We start from the raw sequence: 14597 nt of genomic DNA on the forward strand, positions 1-14597 counted from the left end.
GATCGCCGCTATTCTTCCTGCACTTTATCGGTTTGCCAGGTCCGTTGGTCGTCAACGATCGCGCGAGCCGCCTCTTGTGGAAATCCGATATTGGTGAGCAGCTGTTCGCAAAGTTCCAGACTGGCCTCGACCGTTTCGGGCACCGCGCTTCTCGCCCCGCTTGCACGCAGATTTTCGGCATGGCTGACATCGCAAGCACGCGCGATGATCGGGATGTGCGGCCAGTTCTTGTGCACCGCCTTGATGACATGTTCCGCTGCCTGTGGTGCATCCATCGTGGTAGCAAAAGCGGCAGCCCGTTCTATGCCAAGATGTTTGAGCAGATCCGGCTGGCTGGCATCGCCAAAAAATACCGCTGCGCCCTTGGCGCGCTCGGCGGCAACAAGATCGGGATCGCTATCGATCGCGACATAAGGGATACGCTGTTCTTCGAGCAGCTGCGCAAGCAAGCGGCCCACCCGGCCAAAGCCGCCGATGATGACAGGATGCTCATCATCGATGCTTGCCGCCATGTCGCCGTTTCCGGCTTCGCGCCGCCGCAACATCTCTCCAGCCCGCCGTCCCGCTACTGCTAGCAAGGGGGTCAGGAACATGGTGACAATGACGACCAGCAACATAAATTGTGCGGTATCGGGGTCTAGCAAGGCAAAGGACAGGGCGGCGGCGATCACGACAAAGGCAAACTCCCCACCCTGGCTCATCAAGATTGCCGTCTCCGCCGCCACATCTTTGGGCAGACGAAAGGCGCGGGCGAGAGCGAACAGGATGAGGCCCTTGATCGTCAAGAGGCCAAGCGCGGACAGCAACACCCACTGGATATCCGCCCATACCGCAAGAATATCGAGGCTCATCCCGACCGAGATAAAAAACAGGCCGAGCAACAGCCCTTTGAACGGTTCGATATCGCTGGCGATCTGATGGCGATATTCGGTTCCGGCGAATAACAGCCCGGCGAGAAACGCGCCGAGTGCCATGGACAGGCCGGCCAGTGCGGTGAGGGCGGCGGTGATCAGGACCAGCAATATGACCGCGGCCATGAACACTTCGCGGCTGCCGGTGCCGCCAACAAACTGCAGGAACGGGCGGACTGCAATGCGGCCGACAAGGAAGATCAGAGCGATCACCAGGCCTGCCTCGCCAATGGCTTTGAGTGCGGCAACGGCAAGCGAACCTTCAACCGTCGCACCGGCAATGCCGACGAAAAACAATATCGGCACGACCGCGAGATCCTGCAGCAAAAGCACACCGAAACTGGATCGGCCCGCTGGCGCGCTGAGCCGCCGGGTCTCGGTCAGCAATTGCATCACCAGCGCAGTCGAGGAGAGCGCAAGACACAGGCCGAAAATCGTCGCAGCGACCAGAGAATTGCCGAAAGCATAGGCAATACTGCCAATCACCAGAGCGCTGATCGTGACCTGCGCGGTGCCAAAGCCAAAGACCAGCCGCCGCATGCCCCATAATTGCGCAATCGAAAGTTCCAGACCAATGGTGAAGAGCAGGAAGATCACGCCGAGCTCGGCAAAGCGGCGGACGCCCTCGACATCGGCGATGACCATCAGTTCCAGTACTGGCGTTTCGCCGACGAGCCGCCCGACACCAAACGGACCAATAACCAGACCGACAAACAGAAAGCCGAGCACCGCGCTGATGCCTGCCTTGCGAACGAGCGGTACGACCAGCCCGGCGGCGACCAGGAATATGATGGTTTCCCGAAGATAGGGGATTTCAGGGTGCACGGTCAGGCCTCTGCTCAGATGCTACGGGGTCTGTATGGGGGGATGGTATGCGCCCTTTCAAGGCGTTTCAAGGACATTGCGGTAGTAATGATGAAGCATCTAACAGTTAAAGCCCTTTGGCGGCTTGATCTGGATCAAGGGTGCGGGAACCAGCTTGTGCGATATCATTCATGGCGGCGAAAAAGGAGCAAGCCATGGCGCAACAATCAGCGACCGGCCCTATTGTCTGGCATGATCTGCTGACCACCAATGTCAGCGAGGCGCGTAATTTTTATGCGGCATTTCTGGGATGGACCTATGAGGTCGAACATGCGGAAGATTTTGTCTGGAAACCGGGCGAGGCCGACTATCCGCTGATTCTCCATGGCGGCGAAGCGCATGGCGGTTTTGTTGCGCTCGCGCCGGATCAGCAATCCCATTGGCTGGCTTTTGTCGCTGTCGATAATGTTGACGAGACTGCGGTTTGCGCCGAGAAACTGGGCGGGACAATCGAACGGGCACCCTTTGATATTCCGGGCGTCGGACGAAGCGCAGTTGTTCGTGATCCGCAAGGCGCAGTGATTTGCCCCTTTGTTGCCAGCCATGACTATCCGGCTCCGTCAGGAGTTTTCATTTCGGATAAACTGTTTGCAACCGATATCTCGGCGGCGCAGCGGTTCTATGCCGATCTCTTTGCCTGGTCTGCGCCAGAGACCGGCGCTTTGGCGATACCGGAGGGCTTGGATATCAAGCCGCAATGGGTGCCCCATATTGCAGTCGCAGATGCCGATGCATCGATCGAGAAGGCAAGGTCTTTGGGCGCACAGCTGATCATTGCGCCAACGCGTAAAACAGGTTTTGGCCGGTCTGCAATTTTGCGGGACTCTACAGGCGCACTGTTCGCTTTGCTTCAGCCTGAGAGCTGAATGTCCGGATCCCTATGGGAGCAGAATATATTTGCATGATTTGCGCTTGCCCCTAATTTGGTTGCATCTTGATTGGATAGAATCGGCGCGGGATAATTGCAGACTCTTTGATGCTAAAAGTTGCCAGCTATAATATTCACAAAGCCATAGGTACCGACCGGCGGCGCAATCCCGGCCGGATCATTGATGTGCTGAACGAACTGGATGCCGATATCATTACCCTGCAGGAGGCCGATCGCCGCTTTGGCGCGCGGGCGGCGGCTATTCCGTCCTTGCTGCTGGAACAATATAGCGATTACCGTGCCATACCATTGGATGTGCAGACCGACTCGATGGGCTGGCATGGCAATGCGATCCTGGCACATAAATCCGCACGGATCGTCGCCCATGATATCTTGCACATCCCCTGTCTCGAACCGCGTGGTGCGGTGATGGCGCAGATTGCAATGAACGGCTTTGACCTGTCGATATTCGGCATGCATCTTGACCTGTCCGGTCTTTGGCGCCGCCGTCAAGCTGCTGCCATCGTCAAGCTGGCGAAACAATATGGCCAGGAACGGCCGACGATCCTGATGGGCGATCTCAACGAATGGAGCAGTTCGCGAGGATGCCTGCTTGATTTTGGCCGCAACTATAATTTCGTTGATTGCGGGCGCAGTTTTCACTCGCGCGGACCGATAGCACGGCTCGACCGGATCATGCACTGCGATCAATTGACGGCGCTTGCGGGCGGCACGCATGACAGCGCATCGGCGCGCAAGGCATCCGACCATCTGCCGGTCTGGGCACAAATCACAGCAGCGTAAACGGCTCCCGATATGGTTCGTCTACGGGCCATTACGGATAGTAAGCCTGCGCTCGCTTGGCATAGCTTTCGCTCCATTGTCCCTGACCAAGAATATCATGCTAGCTGCAAGGAGCCTCCCCCCATGTCCGACCAAACAGCCAAACCAACCCTGTCCTTGAAATCCAAAAAATCCGAACAGGAACCTGGCCATGACCTCATTGTCAGCAAGTCGATTCCGCTGACTACCCGGACAGGATTTGAATTTCATGTTCGCCCGGTATCGCCATCCGATGAAGAGGCCCTGGCCGCATTTTTCGATCATGTGACCCGGGACGACCTGCGCTTTCGCTTTCTGTCCCCGATTCCCGAAGTGGGAAAAGAATTATTGTCGTATCTGATCAATGTCGATCATGATCACAAGGAAGACTTTCTCGCACTGGATATTGACGACAAGACCATCATCGCCAGCGCCATGATCGGCGCAAACGAGGACAAGTCGGTTGCCGAAGTCGCGATTGTGGTACGCAGCGATTACAAAAAGCGCGGCATGAGCTGGACCTTCCTTGAATATGTCGTCAGCGAAGCCAGACGCAGCGGTATCAAGAAGCTGCAGTCTATTGAAAGCCGCGAAAATCATGCGGCAATCGAACTGGAGCGGGAAATGGGCTTTACCGCGAAAAGCTATCCCGGAGATGCGACGCTGATGCTGCTGGAGTTTGACCTTGCCGCCAGCGGTTCCAAAGCCTGAAACCATCGGGTTCAACCAAAAGCTAAAGGCTATGGTCGGCGCCGGGCGGGGCAATCGGGGCTAATGCACGGTTCTCGCCCGGATTGCTCCGTACAGCTTTTTACGCATCATGTTTTTCCAGCATTTTGGCCAATGGTTCCGCTTCATGCGGCCCAAAGGCCTTTGCGATTTCTGCCCGTAATTTCTGGCTTGTCTCGGCTCTCAGATTCTGACGGATAACACCCAGAGCCCGCGGTGCGGCAACCAGCACCAGATCGACTTTGGCATCGCGCGCGATCTGGTCCATGCGTTCTGCCGCTTCTCTTGCAAAACGGTCCTCTGCTTGCTGATGCAGGTCCGTCTGCTCATAGGCTCCTTTGCGCGGACTTGTGCTTTGCGAGCTTCGGCCCGGCCGATCATCACCCAGCTCGGACGAGCGCGGTGTCGGATCATGATGTTCCTCTACCAGCTCCAATGCCGGCTTGAAGGCTTCACCAATATTGCGAAAAATCGACATGCGCGATCCATCTACAGCGACGATCAAGCTACCATTGCGTATTAGCACATTTTTTTCCTGTAATTGTGGTCCGGTATATTCATCTTCCTATACCGAAGCCTTGTTCTGTTACAACCTGTTACAGGCTGGATGGTGATGACACGAAATTACGACGACAGGAGCTAACGCTGCGATAGGTATTGTTACGGAAGAGGCGCGGAGCAGAGGTCAGCAAAACCAGCTGCGGACATGCAAAGGCGCTGCTCCGAATAAATACGTAAAGACATTGAGGGCCCGCCGGTAGAAATTGCAATGCTCTGGTCTCGACCAGCAATCAAACCTTTAGGAGAGTTATCGTGCCCTTGATGCGTAACAATGTCTGGAGCGCCGGGAAGATGTGGACCGTGATGCTGACGATGCTGCTGGTCGCCTGCGCCAGTGCTACGCCCTATCAGCCCAATCTCTATGGTCAGAAAATTTCTGGCGGCTATTCCGACAAACGGCTGGCCGAGGACCGATACCGCGTCGATTTTGCCGGGAATATTTTTACCTCCCGCGATCGGGTTGAAGGCTATTTGCTCTATCGCGCGGCAGAGCTTACCGATCAGAATGGCTATGACTGGTTCATGCTGATTGACCATCGGACGGATCGCGACCGGCGGACCTATGTCGACCGCTCTCCGCGCTACGATCCTTGGTATGGTACCGGCTATCTCTATTGGCAGCCGCATTGGCGTTACTATCGTGGAAGCGGCTGGACCACCTGGCATCCTCATGTCGGGAGCCGGTTCTGGACCTATGATGTCGATGTCCGGACTGTCGAAAAATTCGAAGCCCATGCCGAGATAAAAATGGGCAAGGGGCCGATGCCGCAAGATGGCCAGAAGGCTTTCAATGCCCGGCAAGTTCTGGCTGACCTGGGCCCGACAATTGAGTGGCCGAAAAGTTGACGATCAAGCCGGCTAGCCTAGTGGCTATTACGTAATGACCGCGCCATCCCAACGACATAATTTGTCCAGCAAGCATGACCAATCAACCAAGCAAGAAGGAGCGAGAGCGATGAACAAGGAAGCAGTGGTGAGCCATCCCCAACATGATCACGACTATGGCAGTCAGATTGCGGTTATCCGCAGCGATCTGGAACGTCTGCAAGATGATATTCGCAGTCTGAAGGATGAACTGGCCGAGGATGCATCTGGACGGATGAAGGAATGGACCGAAAAAGCAGCGGAAACGCTAAAGGAAAAAGGCGAGTTGTTGCGGGAACGGAGCGAGGAGTTGCGTCTGGCCAGCGAACAACGAAAAGACGTGATCGTCAATGAAGTCCAGCAACACCCGTTTGCCAGCATCCTGGCAGCAACGGGTGCAGGTCTCGCCCTCGGGGCGCTGGCGATGTGGGCACAGAACGGGACGAAATCTTAGTCGATCTATCCTGCCCACCCGTCATCAAGGCTATTTGCCAAGAGCTGGAGCTGTAAGCTTGTCCGGAACGGGATATTCCGGCGGACGCTGGGGTGGTTGCTCTGGCTCTGGTGGCGGCGTTTCGGGTGACCCCGGGTCGTTGATCCGGTCCGGTTCCAGTGGTGGCGTTTCGGAAGGCGGCGGTGTCGGCAGTTCATCCGGACGTCCGGGATTTTGTTGCACAATGCGGGTCATGACGGTTCCTTGTGAAAGGAAGCCAGTTTCTCCGGTTGCGCCCAAAGATGCTATCCGCAGATATACTTAAATCAGTGTGGCACCGATTTCGGTTCCACCGTATTTGTGTTTATCGTATCGCCGGTTTCGGCAGCAAATCCGATCCGCAACGCCTCGGCCAGACTGCGTACCCGCAATTTTTCCATCATATTGGCGCGATAAATTTCGACGGTACGCGGCGATATGCCCAGATCATAGGCGATGGTCTTGTTGGGATAGCCGGTCATCAGTCCGTCAAGCACGTCGCGTTCGCGTCCGGTCAGGCAGGCAAGCCGAACCTTTGCTTCTGAGGAAGCCATTTCGCTCAACGCGCTATTTTCCAACCGATCAAAAGCCTCTTCCATAGCTGCGAGAAGCGCTTCTTTCTTATAAGGTTTTTCGAGGAAATTGATCGCACCGGCGCGCATCGCCTGCACGGCTATTTCGACATCGCCATGGCCAGTTAGAATGACCACAGGCATGTCGATGCCCTGTTTGACCATTTCCTGTTGCACTTCCAGTCCGCTCATTTCCGGCATGCGGACATCCAGCAGCACACAGCCACGCTCCGCTTTTTTCGCCAGCTTCAAAAAGGCGACGCCCGATTCCACCGGGCGGACCTGAAACCCCGCGTGACGCAGCATGAATGCCGCAGAGCGGCGCACCGCATCGTCATCATCCACGACATAGACCAAATGTTCATTCGACATGCATTTTCTCCTCGGCAGCTTTCAAAAGAAAAATCCGGAAAATGGTTCCCCCTTGCGGATTCGGTTCGGCGTAGATTGTCCCCTCATGCGCCTCGATAATGGTTCGGCAGATCGACAGACCAAGACCCATGCCGCTACCTTTGGTTGTAGAAAAAGGATGAAATAATTTGTCCTCCATTTCGGGTTCTATGCCACTTCCCGTGTCCGAAATGGCGATTTCAACCCTTTTACGGGGTGCCGACTGTACGCTGATACCGAGTTTCTTGACCGGACTTTCCGCCATCGCTTCAATCGCATTGCGCATCAGGTTGACCATGACTTGCTGGATCTGGACACGGTCCGCGAATACGTGATTGGTATCCGGGTCGATATCGATCGTGCAGTCAATTCCCTTGTCATAGGCACCGACCAGACCCAATGTCATGGCATCCTCGACCAGCTGTGCAATTGATAGTATCTGCCGGTTAATCTCGCCCTTGGCGACAAATTCGCGAAGCCGCCGGACAATTTTTCCAGCGCGCAGGCTTTCGGATACGCTTTCTTGCAAGGCTTCGTAAAGTAGCTCCGTTTTATCGCCAGGTCCCTGATCCAGCAGATCACGGGCCGCCGAGAGATAGTTGGCAATGGCTGTCAGCGGCTGGTTCAACTCATGGGCCAGCGCTGATGCCAGGCTGCCGACCGCGCTGAGCCGCGATGCGTGCATAAGGTCGCCCTGCAGCGACTGCAACTCCGCTTCGGTCTGTTTTTGTTCCGTCAAATCGACAATGAAGCCGGTAAAAAGGGGTTCGCCGCTTATGTGTGTTTCGCCAATCTCGAGCTGGATTGGAAAAACCGTACCATCCTTTTTGCAGCCTTCGACCGTCCGGCCCATTCCGATAATATGTTTTTCACCTGTGCGGCGATAGCGTTCCAGATAGCGGTCATGCGAGGACCGATAGGGTTCGGGCATCAGCAACTTGACGTTTTTTCCGATTATCTCCGCTTCGGTATATCCGAACAACGCTTCGGCGGCCGCGCTGAAGGATGTGATCCGGCCATGGGAATCGGTTACCACCATCGCATTTGGCACGGTGGCCAATATCGATTCCAGCAGGGAATTGGCTTGTTCTACAGTATCCAGAGCGCCTTGCCATTCCGAAACATCGCGGGATGTGATTACCGCTGCGTCGATCGAGCCATCCTTGCTCGGGAGTGGCGCAAGGCGGCATTCAAGCAAATATTCTGTGCCATCAACCGCATGGATTTTGAGCCGGAAAGGATCGCTGGCACCCGGCACCTCGCCATCAATAATCGCTTTAAATGCATCCCGATAGATACGGTGATATGGCTGTGCGATCAGTGAAAGTGGCGCCCCCTCGGGAATGTCTTCCAGGCGATCGACACCGATCATCGACAGGCCCGCCTGGTTCATGTCAATCAGCCGGAAATTGCGGTCCACGATCGCAACGCATTCCGGCAAGGTGGACAGTACCGCTTCAAGATAAGCCTGGCGGTCTGCGCTGACAGTCATGTTCTCGCGCATGGCGAAACACCCTTAAAAATCATACACCCCCTAATCCACCGTCTATGCCATGATTGCCTGGCCATTCCCACCTCCAATGAAGCACAAAAGCTACGCGGTATAAAGCGGCGGCAGGAAATACGTAAAACTACGTAGGGAAGACCACTGATTTTATCGGTTCGGCAAAGATAATATTCCAAATTCACAAACCGGATGGGGCGGGTGATTCGAAACCGATTGAGCCAATTGAGGATGTTATAATGACCAAGAAAAAAGCAAAATTGCCGGCTGAAACCAGTGCATCACGGCGTCTGAATGTCCCAGTACAAGTAAGCAATGTCTGGGAACCATTGAATCGACTGCGTGATGAATTTGACCGGATGTTTGATGATACACCGGGCAACGCTTTCGGCTCCAGAATGTTGCAGAAATTTTATGACAATGCCGATCCGATTATCGAAATGCGCGACAAGAAAGACGAATATGAGTTGGTCGCCGAAGTGCCCGGAATGAGCAGCGAGGATATCGATATCAAACTGTCGGACGGGATGCTGCGCCTGTCGGGCGAGAAATCCGAAAGCCACGACGAGGAAGGCGAGAGTTTCCTGTTCTCCGAACGGCATTATGGCATGTTCGAACGGGCGATCAAATTGCCCACCGGAATTGACCATCAAAAAATCAGCGCCGAGGCGAAGGATGGGCTGTTGACCATCCATCTCCCCAAAAGTGCCGAAGCGCTGGAGAAAGAACGAAAGATCCCGATCAACGCCGCCTAGATTGCGAGTTGAGGAGGTAGGCAGGTCGCCTTTCTGTCCCCAAGCGTCCCTTCCCCCCACCCCCCCCAATGGGCGTTCAAGGGAAGAAGGGCGGCCTGTATCCGAGTAACAACTATTACCATAAAATAATGGGGAGGATTTCGACACATGAGCGATACCAAGGCAACCAGCAAACCTATCCTGCTGGCGACGGATATGACGGCACGCTGCGATCGTGCCTTTGACCGGGCTCTAATGCTGGCCAAGCTATGGGAGACACGCTTGATTGTGGTCCATGTGCTCGATCCAAAACAGGCCAAGAAAAAAGGCCTGGTACCAAAGGAAGCCCGCGTGCAACTGGAAGAGGAACTACCCGATACCGAGGTGGACGTGCAGTTTGTCATCGAGATGGGCAATGTTGGCGAGTTGATCATCGAGACTGCCAAGCGGGAACGCTGCGGTATGATCGTTACCGGCGTGGCACATTATGATGGATTTAGCGATATCTTCCTTGGCTCCCCAGTTGACCATATTGTCCGCTACGCTGACGTGCCGGTGCTGATCGTCAAGCGCAAGCCGGTCAAACCCTATCGTAACATCTTGGTCGCTACCGACTTTTCCGATTGCTCGATGAGCGCACTCAACACGGCTGCGGACCTTTTTCCCGATGTGCCGCTGAACCTCGTCCACGCGTTTAACGTGCCCTATAGCGGCTGGCTGAAATCCGACCAGGTAGCCAAGGATATTGGGTCCGAGGAAGCCAAATCGATGGAACGCTTTCTGGCGCAGACGACGTTGGATAATGCCACGTTCAATCGGATCGAAGCGTCCAATGAAAAGGGCGAGTTGGGAGTCGTCCTGTTCAAAAAGATCAAGGAATTGAAATCCGATCTGGTGGTGCTCGGCACGCACGGCAAAAGCGGCTTCATGCGCGCCAGCATGGGCAATAATGCGCGCGTGCTTTTGGGCTGGCTCAAACAGGATGTGATGATGGTCCGCGATCCGCAATGAGATCAGCGGTCATTCGTCTCAGCCTTTGTCCGCAAAAAGCAATCTTCCGCTGCCAAGCCGCTCGAGAATCTGATCCCGGTCGGTTTCTGAAAAAGCGAAGCAACCCTGGCTTCGCCCGACTTTACCGTGCTGTTTGACCATCTTGTTATCGACATACCAGGCACCGTGGATCACTATAGCCCGCTGAAAGGCAAGGTCATTGCTGGCATCCAGTCCTGTCAAACGGCGCGACCGGCCATGTTTGCCGACATAGGCCTGAGCGGTCAGATAGCTGCCGCCCGAAGACGCTTCAGAGCCGGGTATGTTGGAAAATTCTTGCAGCCACCCGGTATGCTTTTTGTCCGACCCCTTGCCGTGCGAGACCAGAAATGATGTCGTGCGGCCGTTCATCAGGTCTACAAGATGGAAGCGGGGCTTGGCCGAATGCGCCGCATAATCGGCAATCCCGATTACGTCCTTGTGCTTGATCGACAGGCGATGAGTTTCCAGTGCTGCCTTTGCTTTGTCCAGCAAGTTAGGATTCAGCAGCGATGGCGTTTTGGCGATGGCGGGCAGTGTAGGGGACGCCAAGGCGCCAATTCCCAAAAGGCCCGATTTAACAAATGTTCTGCGTTTCATCATAAAATTCTAGCAAAATCCGCCATATTTGGGACTAAGTAGATATACCTATTGTGGGGAGGGGGCGCGCCCGAAACAAGGGTTGGATGAAAAAACTGATCATTTGTATCACTGCCCTGTTGTCGGTTGGCACAGCCTCGGCAGAGCCGGAAACCCAGATACAGTGGAATCCGGCACAAGTGGTTCATTTGCAGGCGCTGATCGACAATATGCCCGCGGAAGGGCTTGCCGATTGTCAGGTCTCAAGCCGTTTTGACATTAACGATGCAAAGGCTGCGACAGCAGCAGCAAAGCAGTTGGCACATGCCTATCTGGAAGGGTGTCTCAAGGGTCTGGACCGTGCGCGGTGGCATATAAAGAGCCGCGATCATCTCATCGACAATGACAAATTGATAAAGCTGGCGCTGAGCCGAAACGAACTAGGGCCTTTGTTCGACGCCTACAGGCCAAAAAACCCCCATTATCATGCGCTGCAAAAGGCATTGGCGAAAGAAACTGATCCGCAGAAACGTGCCACTATCGAGTTGAATATGGAAAGATGGCGCTGGATGCCTCTGTTTCTCGGCGAGACCTATCTGATCGTGAATGCCGCCAGTTTCGAGGTGACACTGTGGAAGCAGCATGAGAAGGTTGGCGCATGGCCCGTCATTGTCGGCAAGACAAAGACGCCGACACCAGTTTTTGATACAAAAGTCAGCGGGGTCATAGTGAATCCCTGGTGGGAGATCCCCTCCTCGATTGTGGCCGAGGGGATCGGCGCAATGGTTCGCAATCGCCCGGCAACCGCGCGCCGGAAAGGCTATGTTTTCCAAAACGGGCGGTATCGCCAACGACCCGGGCCAGGCAATGCCCTTGGTCTCATGAAACTGATCATGCCCAATTCCTATTCCGTTTATCTGCACGACACGCCGAACAAGACATTATTTGCCAATGAGGTCCGAACCTACAGCCATGGCTGTGTCAGGGTTGGTGACGCAATCGGATTCGCCAAGACGTTGTTGGCCGATGATCAATCCGGAGAAGCCGTCGATGTGATTCTGGAAAAAGGCACCACGCAAGCGCTGACCATCGCCAATCCCATACCGATTTACATCGCCTATTTTACCGCTGAGGGGTCCGATGATGGCGATGTGATTTTTTATCCGGATATTTACAAGCGTGACGGAAGTGCCGGGCAAATCCTCGCCCGGACAGATACCAATAAAAAGTCGGAGCCGGGTGTCTGTTATTCGTAAAGGCCAGTCAGCGTAATTTTTCCTTTTGATAGCTTTCCAGAGCGCGTTCGAGCGCTTTGAGCATTTTCTCCCGATCCTCGTCAGAGGGCAGGGCGCGAACTTTTTGCTGCACCGAGGCACGCAATGCGGCGAGCCGAGATGTCCAGTCCTGCGGCGCGATAAGCTGTTCGGCGTTGCTTCGTCCGGCTTGCTTTAGCTGCGCCTGCTCCTGCGGTTGCAAGGCCCATAGCTGGCCAAGTGCCGGGATGATCGGATCATTATACCTTTTGGTTGCAACCAAGTCGCTTGACAGTGTCTGCAAGCCCTGACTTTCCCCATGAACCAGGAATATACTGCCTGAAATCGGGCTATGATCGTGGATCCACCGGGCCAGCCCCGGGCGATCCGCGTGATTGGAATAGCCATCCAAAATGGCGATGTCGGCATTGACGACAACATCATTGCCGGAAATGCGGACCAGCTCGGCACCGCTGGTCAGGACAGAGCCCAAAGTTCCTGCCACCTGAAAGCCGGTGAATAATACGCGAGATTGTCGCTTGGGTAAATTGCGGATCAAATGATGCCGAATCCGCCCGCCTTCGCACATTCCCGATCCGGCAATGATTACAGCTCCGGTCATTTGGTTCAGCTGTTTGGATTCTGCCACAGACTGGACAAACCGGATGTTCGGTCGTTTCAGCAGATCCGATCCATTATCGCGATATTTCAGCATCGCCATGGTCACCTTTTGTGCGAGCGGCGCGTCGAGAAAGACATTGACGGGTGACAAACGGCCGGAATCGAACAAGGCCAGCAGATCTTCCATGATGACTTGCGTTCGTTCAACCGCAAAAGCAGGCAAGAGCAGATTGCCGCCATCCTTGAGTGTATCTTCAACATATTTGGCAAGGGTTTCCCGGCGCTCGCTGATCAGCGTCTCTTTCCGGGTGCGCGCACCATAGGTGGCTTCACAGATGATATGGTCATATCCGCCCAACTCCTGATCCGCGCAATGTATCGCGGCACCGGACCCGATATCTCCTGATATCATAAGGCGCTGTCCCGCGATGTTTATTTCCACAGAAGCTGAACCGACGATATGACGCGCATCCCACAAACGAAAGAAGACACCATTGCCAAGATCGACTTCCTCACAATAGTCAATCGTGCGGATGTTCTTCATCAGCTTGGTGACATCGGGACCAGTGTAGAGCGGAAAAAATGGAGGCAGGCCGGCGCGATCCGCTCGGCGGTTGCGCCGTTCGGCAGCCGCCGCCTGCAATTTTGCCGAATCCAGCAATAGCGGTTTCAATATGTCGGCGGTTGGCCGGGTACAGTAAGTGGGGGCCTTGCAACCGTGACTGTAAAGGCAAGGCAGTCTTCCGCTATGATCGAGATGGGCATGGGTCAGGATGACCGCATCGATCCGCTCCAGATCAAACGGCAGCTTCTCGTAGTTCAGCCGTTCCAGCGACCGTGTGCCCTGAAAAAGACCGCAGTCCACCAGAATGGTTTTGCCTGCCCCTTCAATTTCAAAACAGCAGCCTGTCACCGTGCCGGCGGCACCGTGGAATTTGATATGCGTGTTTTCGGCCATTACTCAACTCCCGAAAAACCTAATGGGAAACAATGAGCGGTATCGGGCAATCCTTGAACAGACTTCGTGTTACACCGCCGAAAAGAAACTGTCGTGCACGGCTATGACCATAGGCACCCATGACCATATAGCTTGCTTTCAGGGCATCGACTGTCGAAAGCAGCACCGCTTCGACCGAAGGTTTTTTGGCCGACATGCTGTGTACCTCAGAGGTAATGCCATGACGCGAGAGATATTCTGATGCAGCGAGCGGCGGAAGGTCGTGATGCTTTTCCTCATCCACAGTCAATATGTGGACAGCAGTGGCCAAATGCAGCAAGGGCACGGCGGCGCGCAAAGCATTGCCAGCCTCGAAACTGCCATTCCAGGCAACGACGGCAATGCCGGCGGCATCAAATTTCTTCACGCTGTCGGGCTGAACAAGCGCCGGAACACTGGTATTGAACAGCACATCACCCAATATGCCGAGCGGCAGGACGTTATCCTTGTCACCGCTGCCTGAGCTTAAAACGAGAAGGTCTGCCAGCGCTGAATTGCGGGCGAGGCCGCGCGCCGGACTGGCATTGGCTTCCTCATAATCCCAAGGCACATCCTCATCGGCGAGGCGGCTTTCTATACTAGCGCGCAATTTTTCATCCGCTTCCCTGGTCAGCTTTGCGACATCATAAACGACCGACATGCCGGTTACGCCATCAAAAGCCATTTGTGGATTATAAGGATTGGCGCGCAGACAATGCAGATGACCATTGATGGCGCGGGTAACATCCAGAGCCGCCTGCAGCCTCGCTTCCAGCCCGGTGTCGTCGTTGACGTAAAGCAGCACGGATTTCATGATTTTTCTCCTATTTTTGATGACCTTCCCCTTC

Annotated in this window: 16 protein-coding genes; 8 read left to right on the top strand and 8 right to left on the bottom strand. The window is 54.9% G+C overall.

Annotated elements, in window-relative coordinates:
- Positions 1 to 8: 8 nt before the first annotated feature.
- On the bottom strand, positions 9 to 1736 hold the full coding sequence (locus ACO6S1_RS06875; protein WP_422345572.1) for a cation:proton antiporter: 1728 nt from the start codon (positions 1734 to 1736) through the stop codon (positions 9 to 11).
- A gap of 194 nt (positions 1737 to 1930) precedes the next feature.
- Here ACO6S1_RS06875 and ACO6S1_RS06880 point away from each other — a divergent pair, with 194 nt between their 5' ends.
- The 3 genes from ACO6S1_RS06880 to ACO6S1_RS06890 all read left to right on the top strand — a co-directional run bounded on the left by ACO6S1_RS06880 (position 1931) and on the right by ACO6S1_RS06890 (position 4176).
- On the top strand, positions 1931 to 2641 hold the full coding sequence (locus ACO6S1_RS06880) for a VOC family protein (protein WP_422345573.1): 711 nt from the start codon (positions 1931 to 1933) through the stop codon (positions 2639 to 2641).
- Between the two features lie 110 nt (positions 2642 to 2751).
- Positions 2752 to 3447 carry an endonuclease/exonuclease/phosphatase family protein gene (locus tag ACO6S1_RS06885; protein ID WP_422345574.1) on the top strand — a complete coding sequence of 232 codons (696 nt, stop codon included), beginning with the start codon at positions 2752 to 2754 and terminating at the stop codon, positions 3445 to 3447.
- Positions 3448 to 3570: 123 nt separating this feature from the next.
- Positions 3571 to 4176 (top strand): GNAT family N-acetyltransferase, encoded by a 606-nt coding sequence (locus ACO6S1_RS06890; RefSeq protein WP_422345575.1) that lies wholly within the window; start codon positions 3571 to 3573, stop codon positions 4174 to 4176.
- Between the two features lie 100 nt (positions 4177 to 4276).
- Here the strand turns inward: ACO6S1_RS06890 and ACO6S1_RS06895 are convergent, their stop codons facing one another.
- A complete protein-coding gene (locus tag ACO6S1_RS06895; RefSeq protein WP_422345576.1) occupies positions 4277 to 4720 on the bottom strand; it encodes a host attachment protein in 444 nt (147 codons plus the stop codon).
- A 296-nt stretch (positions 4721 to 5016) separates the two neighbouring features.
- Between ACO6S1_RS06895 and ACO6S1_RS06900 the strand changes: the two genes are divergently transcribed.
- Together ACO6S1_RS06900 and ACO6S1_RS06905 are read left to right on the top strand one after the other, a co-directional pair.
- Positions 5017 to 5601, top strand: a complete 585-nt coding sequence (locus ACO6S1_RS06900) for a CC0125/CC1285 family lipoprotein (protein ID WP_422346155.1) — start codon at positions 5017 to 5019, stop codon at positions 5599 to 5601.
- A gap of 109 nt (positions 5602 to 5710) precedes the next feature.
- Positions 5711 to 6073 (top strand): hypothetical protein, encoded by a 363-nt coding sequence (locus ACO6S1_RS06905; protein ID WP_422345577.1) that lies wholly within the window; start codon positions 5711 to 5713, stop codon positions 6071 to 6073.
- A gap of 30 nt (positions 6074 to 6103) precedes the next feature.
- On the opposite strand, the gene ACO6S1_RS06910 is transcribed toward ACO6S1_RS06905, so the two are convergent.
- From ACO6S1_RS06910 to ACO6S1_RS06920, 3 genes are all read right to left on the bottom strand, one after another.
- Positions 6104 to 6307 (bottom strand): hypothetical protein, encoded by a 204-nt coding sequence (locus ACO6S1_RS06910; protein WP_422345578.1) that lies wholly within the window; start codon positions 6305 to 6307, stop codon positions 6104 to 6106.
- 71 nt (positions 6308 to 6378) lie between these two features.
- On the bottom strand, positions 6379 to 7035 hold the full coding sequence (locus ACO6S1_RS06915; RefSeq protein WP_422345579.1) for a response regulator transcription factor: 657 nt from the start codon (positions 7033 to 7035) through the stop codon (positions 6379 to 6381).
- On the bottom strand, positions 7025 to 8557 hold the full coding sequence (locus ACO6S1_RS06920) for a PAS domain S-box protein (protein WP_422345580.1): 1533 nt from the start codon (positions 8555 to 8557) through the stop codon (positions 7025 to 7027). The genes ACO6S1_RS06915 and ACO6S1_RS06920 overlap by 11 nt, the downstream gene beginning before the upstream one ends.
- Positions 8558 to 8796: 239 nt before the next feature.
- Between ACO6S1_RS06920 and ACO6S1_RS06925 the strand changes: the two genes are divergently transcribed.
- Both ACO6S1_RS06925 and ACO6S1_RS06930 read left to right on the top strand, forming a co-directional pair.
- Positions 8797 to 9312 carry an Hsp20/alpha crystallin family protein gene (locus ACO6S1_RS06925; RefSeq protein ID WP_422345581.1) on the top strand — a complete coding sequence of 172 codons (516 nt, stop codon included), beginning with the start codon at positions 8797 to 8799 and terminating at the stop codon, positions 9310 to 9312.
- 147 nt (positions 9313 to 9459) lie between these two features.
- Entirely contained in the window at positions 9460 to 10302 is an 843-nt protein-coding gene (locus tag ACO6S1_RS06930; RefSeq protein WP_422345582.1) for a universal stress protein, read from the top strand.
- An 18-nt stretch (positions 10303 to 10320) separates the two neighbouring features.
- Here the strand turns inward: ACO6S1_RS06930 and ACO6S1_RS06935 are convergent, their stop codons facing one another.
- Positions 10321 to 10923: a murein L,D-transpeptidase catalytic domain family protein gene (locus tag ACO6S1_RS06935; protein WP_422345583.1), complete on the bottom strand. Its 603-nt coding sequence runs from the start codon at positions 10921 to 10923 to the stop codon at positions 10321 to 10323.
- Positions 10924 to 11006: 83 nt separating this feature from the next.
- Here ACO6S1_RS06935 and ACO6S1_RS06940 point away from each other — a divergent pair, with 83 nt between their 5' ends.
- Complete coding sequence (locus ACO6S1_RS06940; protein ID WP_422345584.1) at positions 11007 to 12155, top strand: L,D-transpeptidase family protein; 1149 nt, start codon at positions 11007 to 11009, stop codon at positions 12153 to 12155.
- 7 nt (positions 12156 to 12162) lie between these two features.
- Here ACO6S1_RS06940 and ACO6S1_RS06945 read toward each other — a convergent pair whose 3' ends face one another.
- Together ACO6S1_RS06945 and ACO6S1_RS06950 are read right to left on the bottom strand one after the other, a co-directional pair.
- Positions 12163 to 13731: an MBL fold metallo-hydrolase gene (locus ACO6S1_RS06945; protein WP_422345585.1), complete on the bottom strand. Its 1569-nt coding sequence runs from the start codon at positions 13729 to 13731 to the stop codon at positions 12163 to 12165.
- Between the two features lie 19 nt (positions 13732 to 13750).
- A complete protein-coding gene (locus ACO6S1_RS06950) occupies positions 13751 to 14563 on the bottom strand; it encodes a universal stress protein (protein WP_422345586.1) in 813 nt (270 codons plus the stop codon).
- Between the last annotated feature and the right edge of the window lie 34 nt (positions 14564 to 14597).

Source organism: Parasphingorhabdus sp. (genome assembly GCF_965233695.1).
Taxonomy (GTDB): Bacteria; Pseudomonadota; Alphaproteobacteria; order Sphingomonadales; family Sphingomonadaceae; genus Parasphingorhabdus.

What these genes read in the sequence shown, in the direction of transcription:
- ACO6S1_RS06880 (WP_422345573.1), top strand. Translation starts at nt 1,931, where the DNA reads ATGGCGCAACAATCAGCGACCGGCCCTATTGTCTGGCATGATCTGCTG.
- ACO6S1_RS06885 (WP_422345574.1), top strand. Translation starts at nt 2,752, where the DNA reads ATGCTAAAAGTTGCCAGCTATAATATTCACAAAGCCATAGGTACCGAC.
- ACO6S1_RS06890 (WP_422345575.1), top strand. Translation starts at nt 3,571, where the DNA reads ATGTCCGACCAAACAGCCAAACCAACCCTGTCCTTGAAATCCAAAAAA.
- ACO6S1_RS06900 (WP_422346155.1), top strand. Translation starts at nt 5,017, where the DNA reads ATGCGTAACAATGTCTGGAGCGCCGGGAAGATGTGGACCGTGATGCTG.
- ACO6S1_RS06905 (WP_422345577.1), top strand. Translation starts at nt 5,711, where the DNA reads ATGAACAAGGAAGCAGTGGTGAGCCATCCCCAACATGATCACGACTAT.
- ACO6S1_RS06910 (WP_422345578.1), bottom strand. Translation starts at nt 6,307, where the DNA reads ATGACCCGCATTGTGCAACAAAATCCCGGACGTCCGGATGAACTGCCG.
- ACO6S1_RS06915 (WP_422345579.1), bottom strand. Translation starts at nt 7,035, where the DNA reads ATGTCGAATGAACATTTGGTCTATGTCGTGGATGATGACGATGCGGTG.
- ACO6S1_RS06920 (WP_422345580.1), bottom strand. Translation starts at nt 8,557, where the DNA reads ATGCGCGAGAACATGACTGTCAGCGCAGACCGCCAGGCTTATCTTGAA.
- ACO6S1_RS06925 (WP_422345581.1), top strand. Translation starts at nt 8,797, where the DNA reads ATGACCAAGAAAAAAGCAAAATTGCCGGCTGAAACCAGTGCATCACGG.
- ACO6S1_RS06930 (WP_422345582.1), top strand. Translation starts at nt 9,460, where the DNA reads ATGAGCGATACCAAGGCAACCAGCAAACCTATCCTGCTGGCGACGGAT.
- ACO6S1_RS06935 (WP_422345583.1), bottom strand. Translation starts at nt 10,923, where the DNA reads ATGATGAAACGCAGAACATTTGTTAAATCGGGCCTTTTGGGAATTGGC.
- ACO6S1_RS06940 (WP_422345584.1), top strand. Translation starts at nt 11,007, where the DNA reads ATGAAAAAACTGATCATTTGTATCACTGCCCTGTTGTCGGTTGGCACA.
- ACO6S1_RS06945 (WP_422345585.1), bottom strand. Translation starts at nt 13,731, where the DNA reads ATGGCCGAAAACACGCATATCAAATTCCACGGTGCCGCCGGCACGGTG.
- ACO6S1_RS06950 (WP_422345586.1), bottom strand. Translation starts at nt 14,563, where the DNA reads ATGAAATCCGTGCTGCTTTACGTCAACGACGACACCGGGCTGGAAGCG.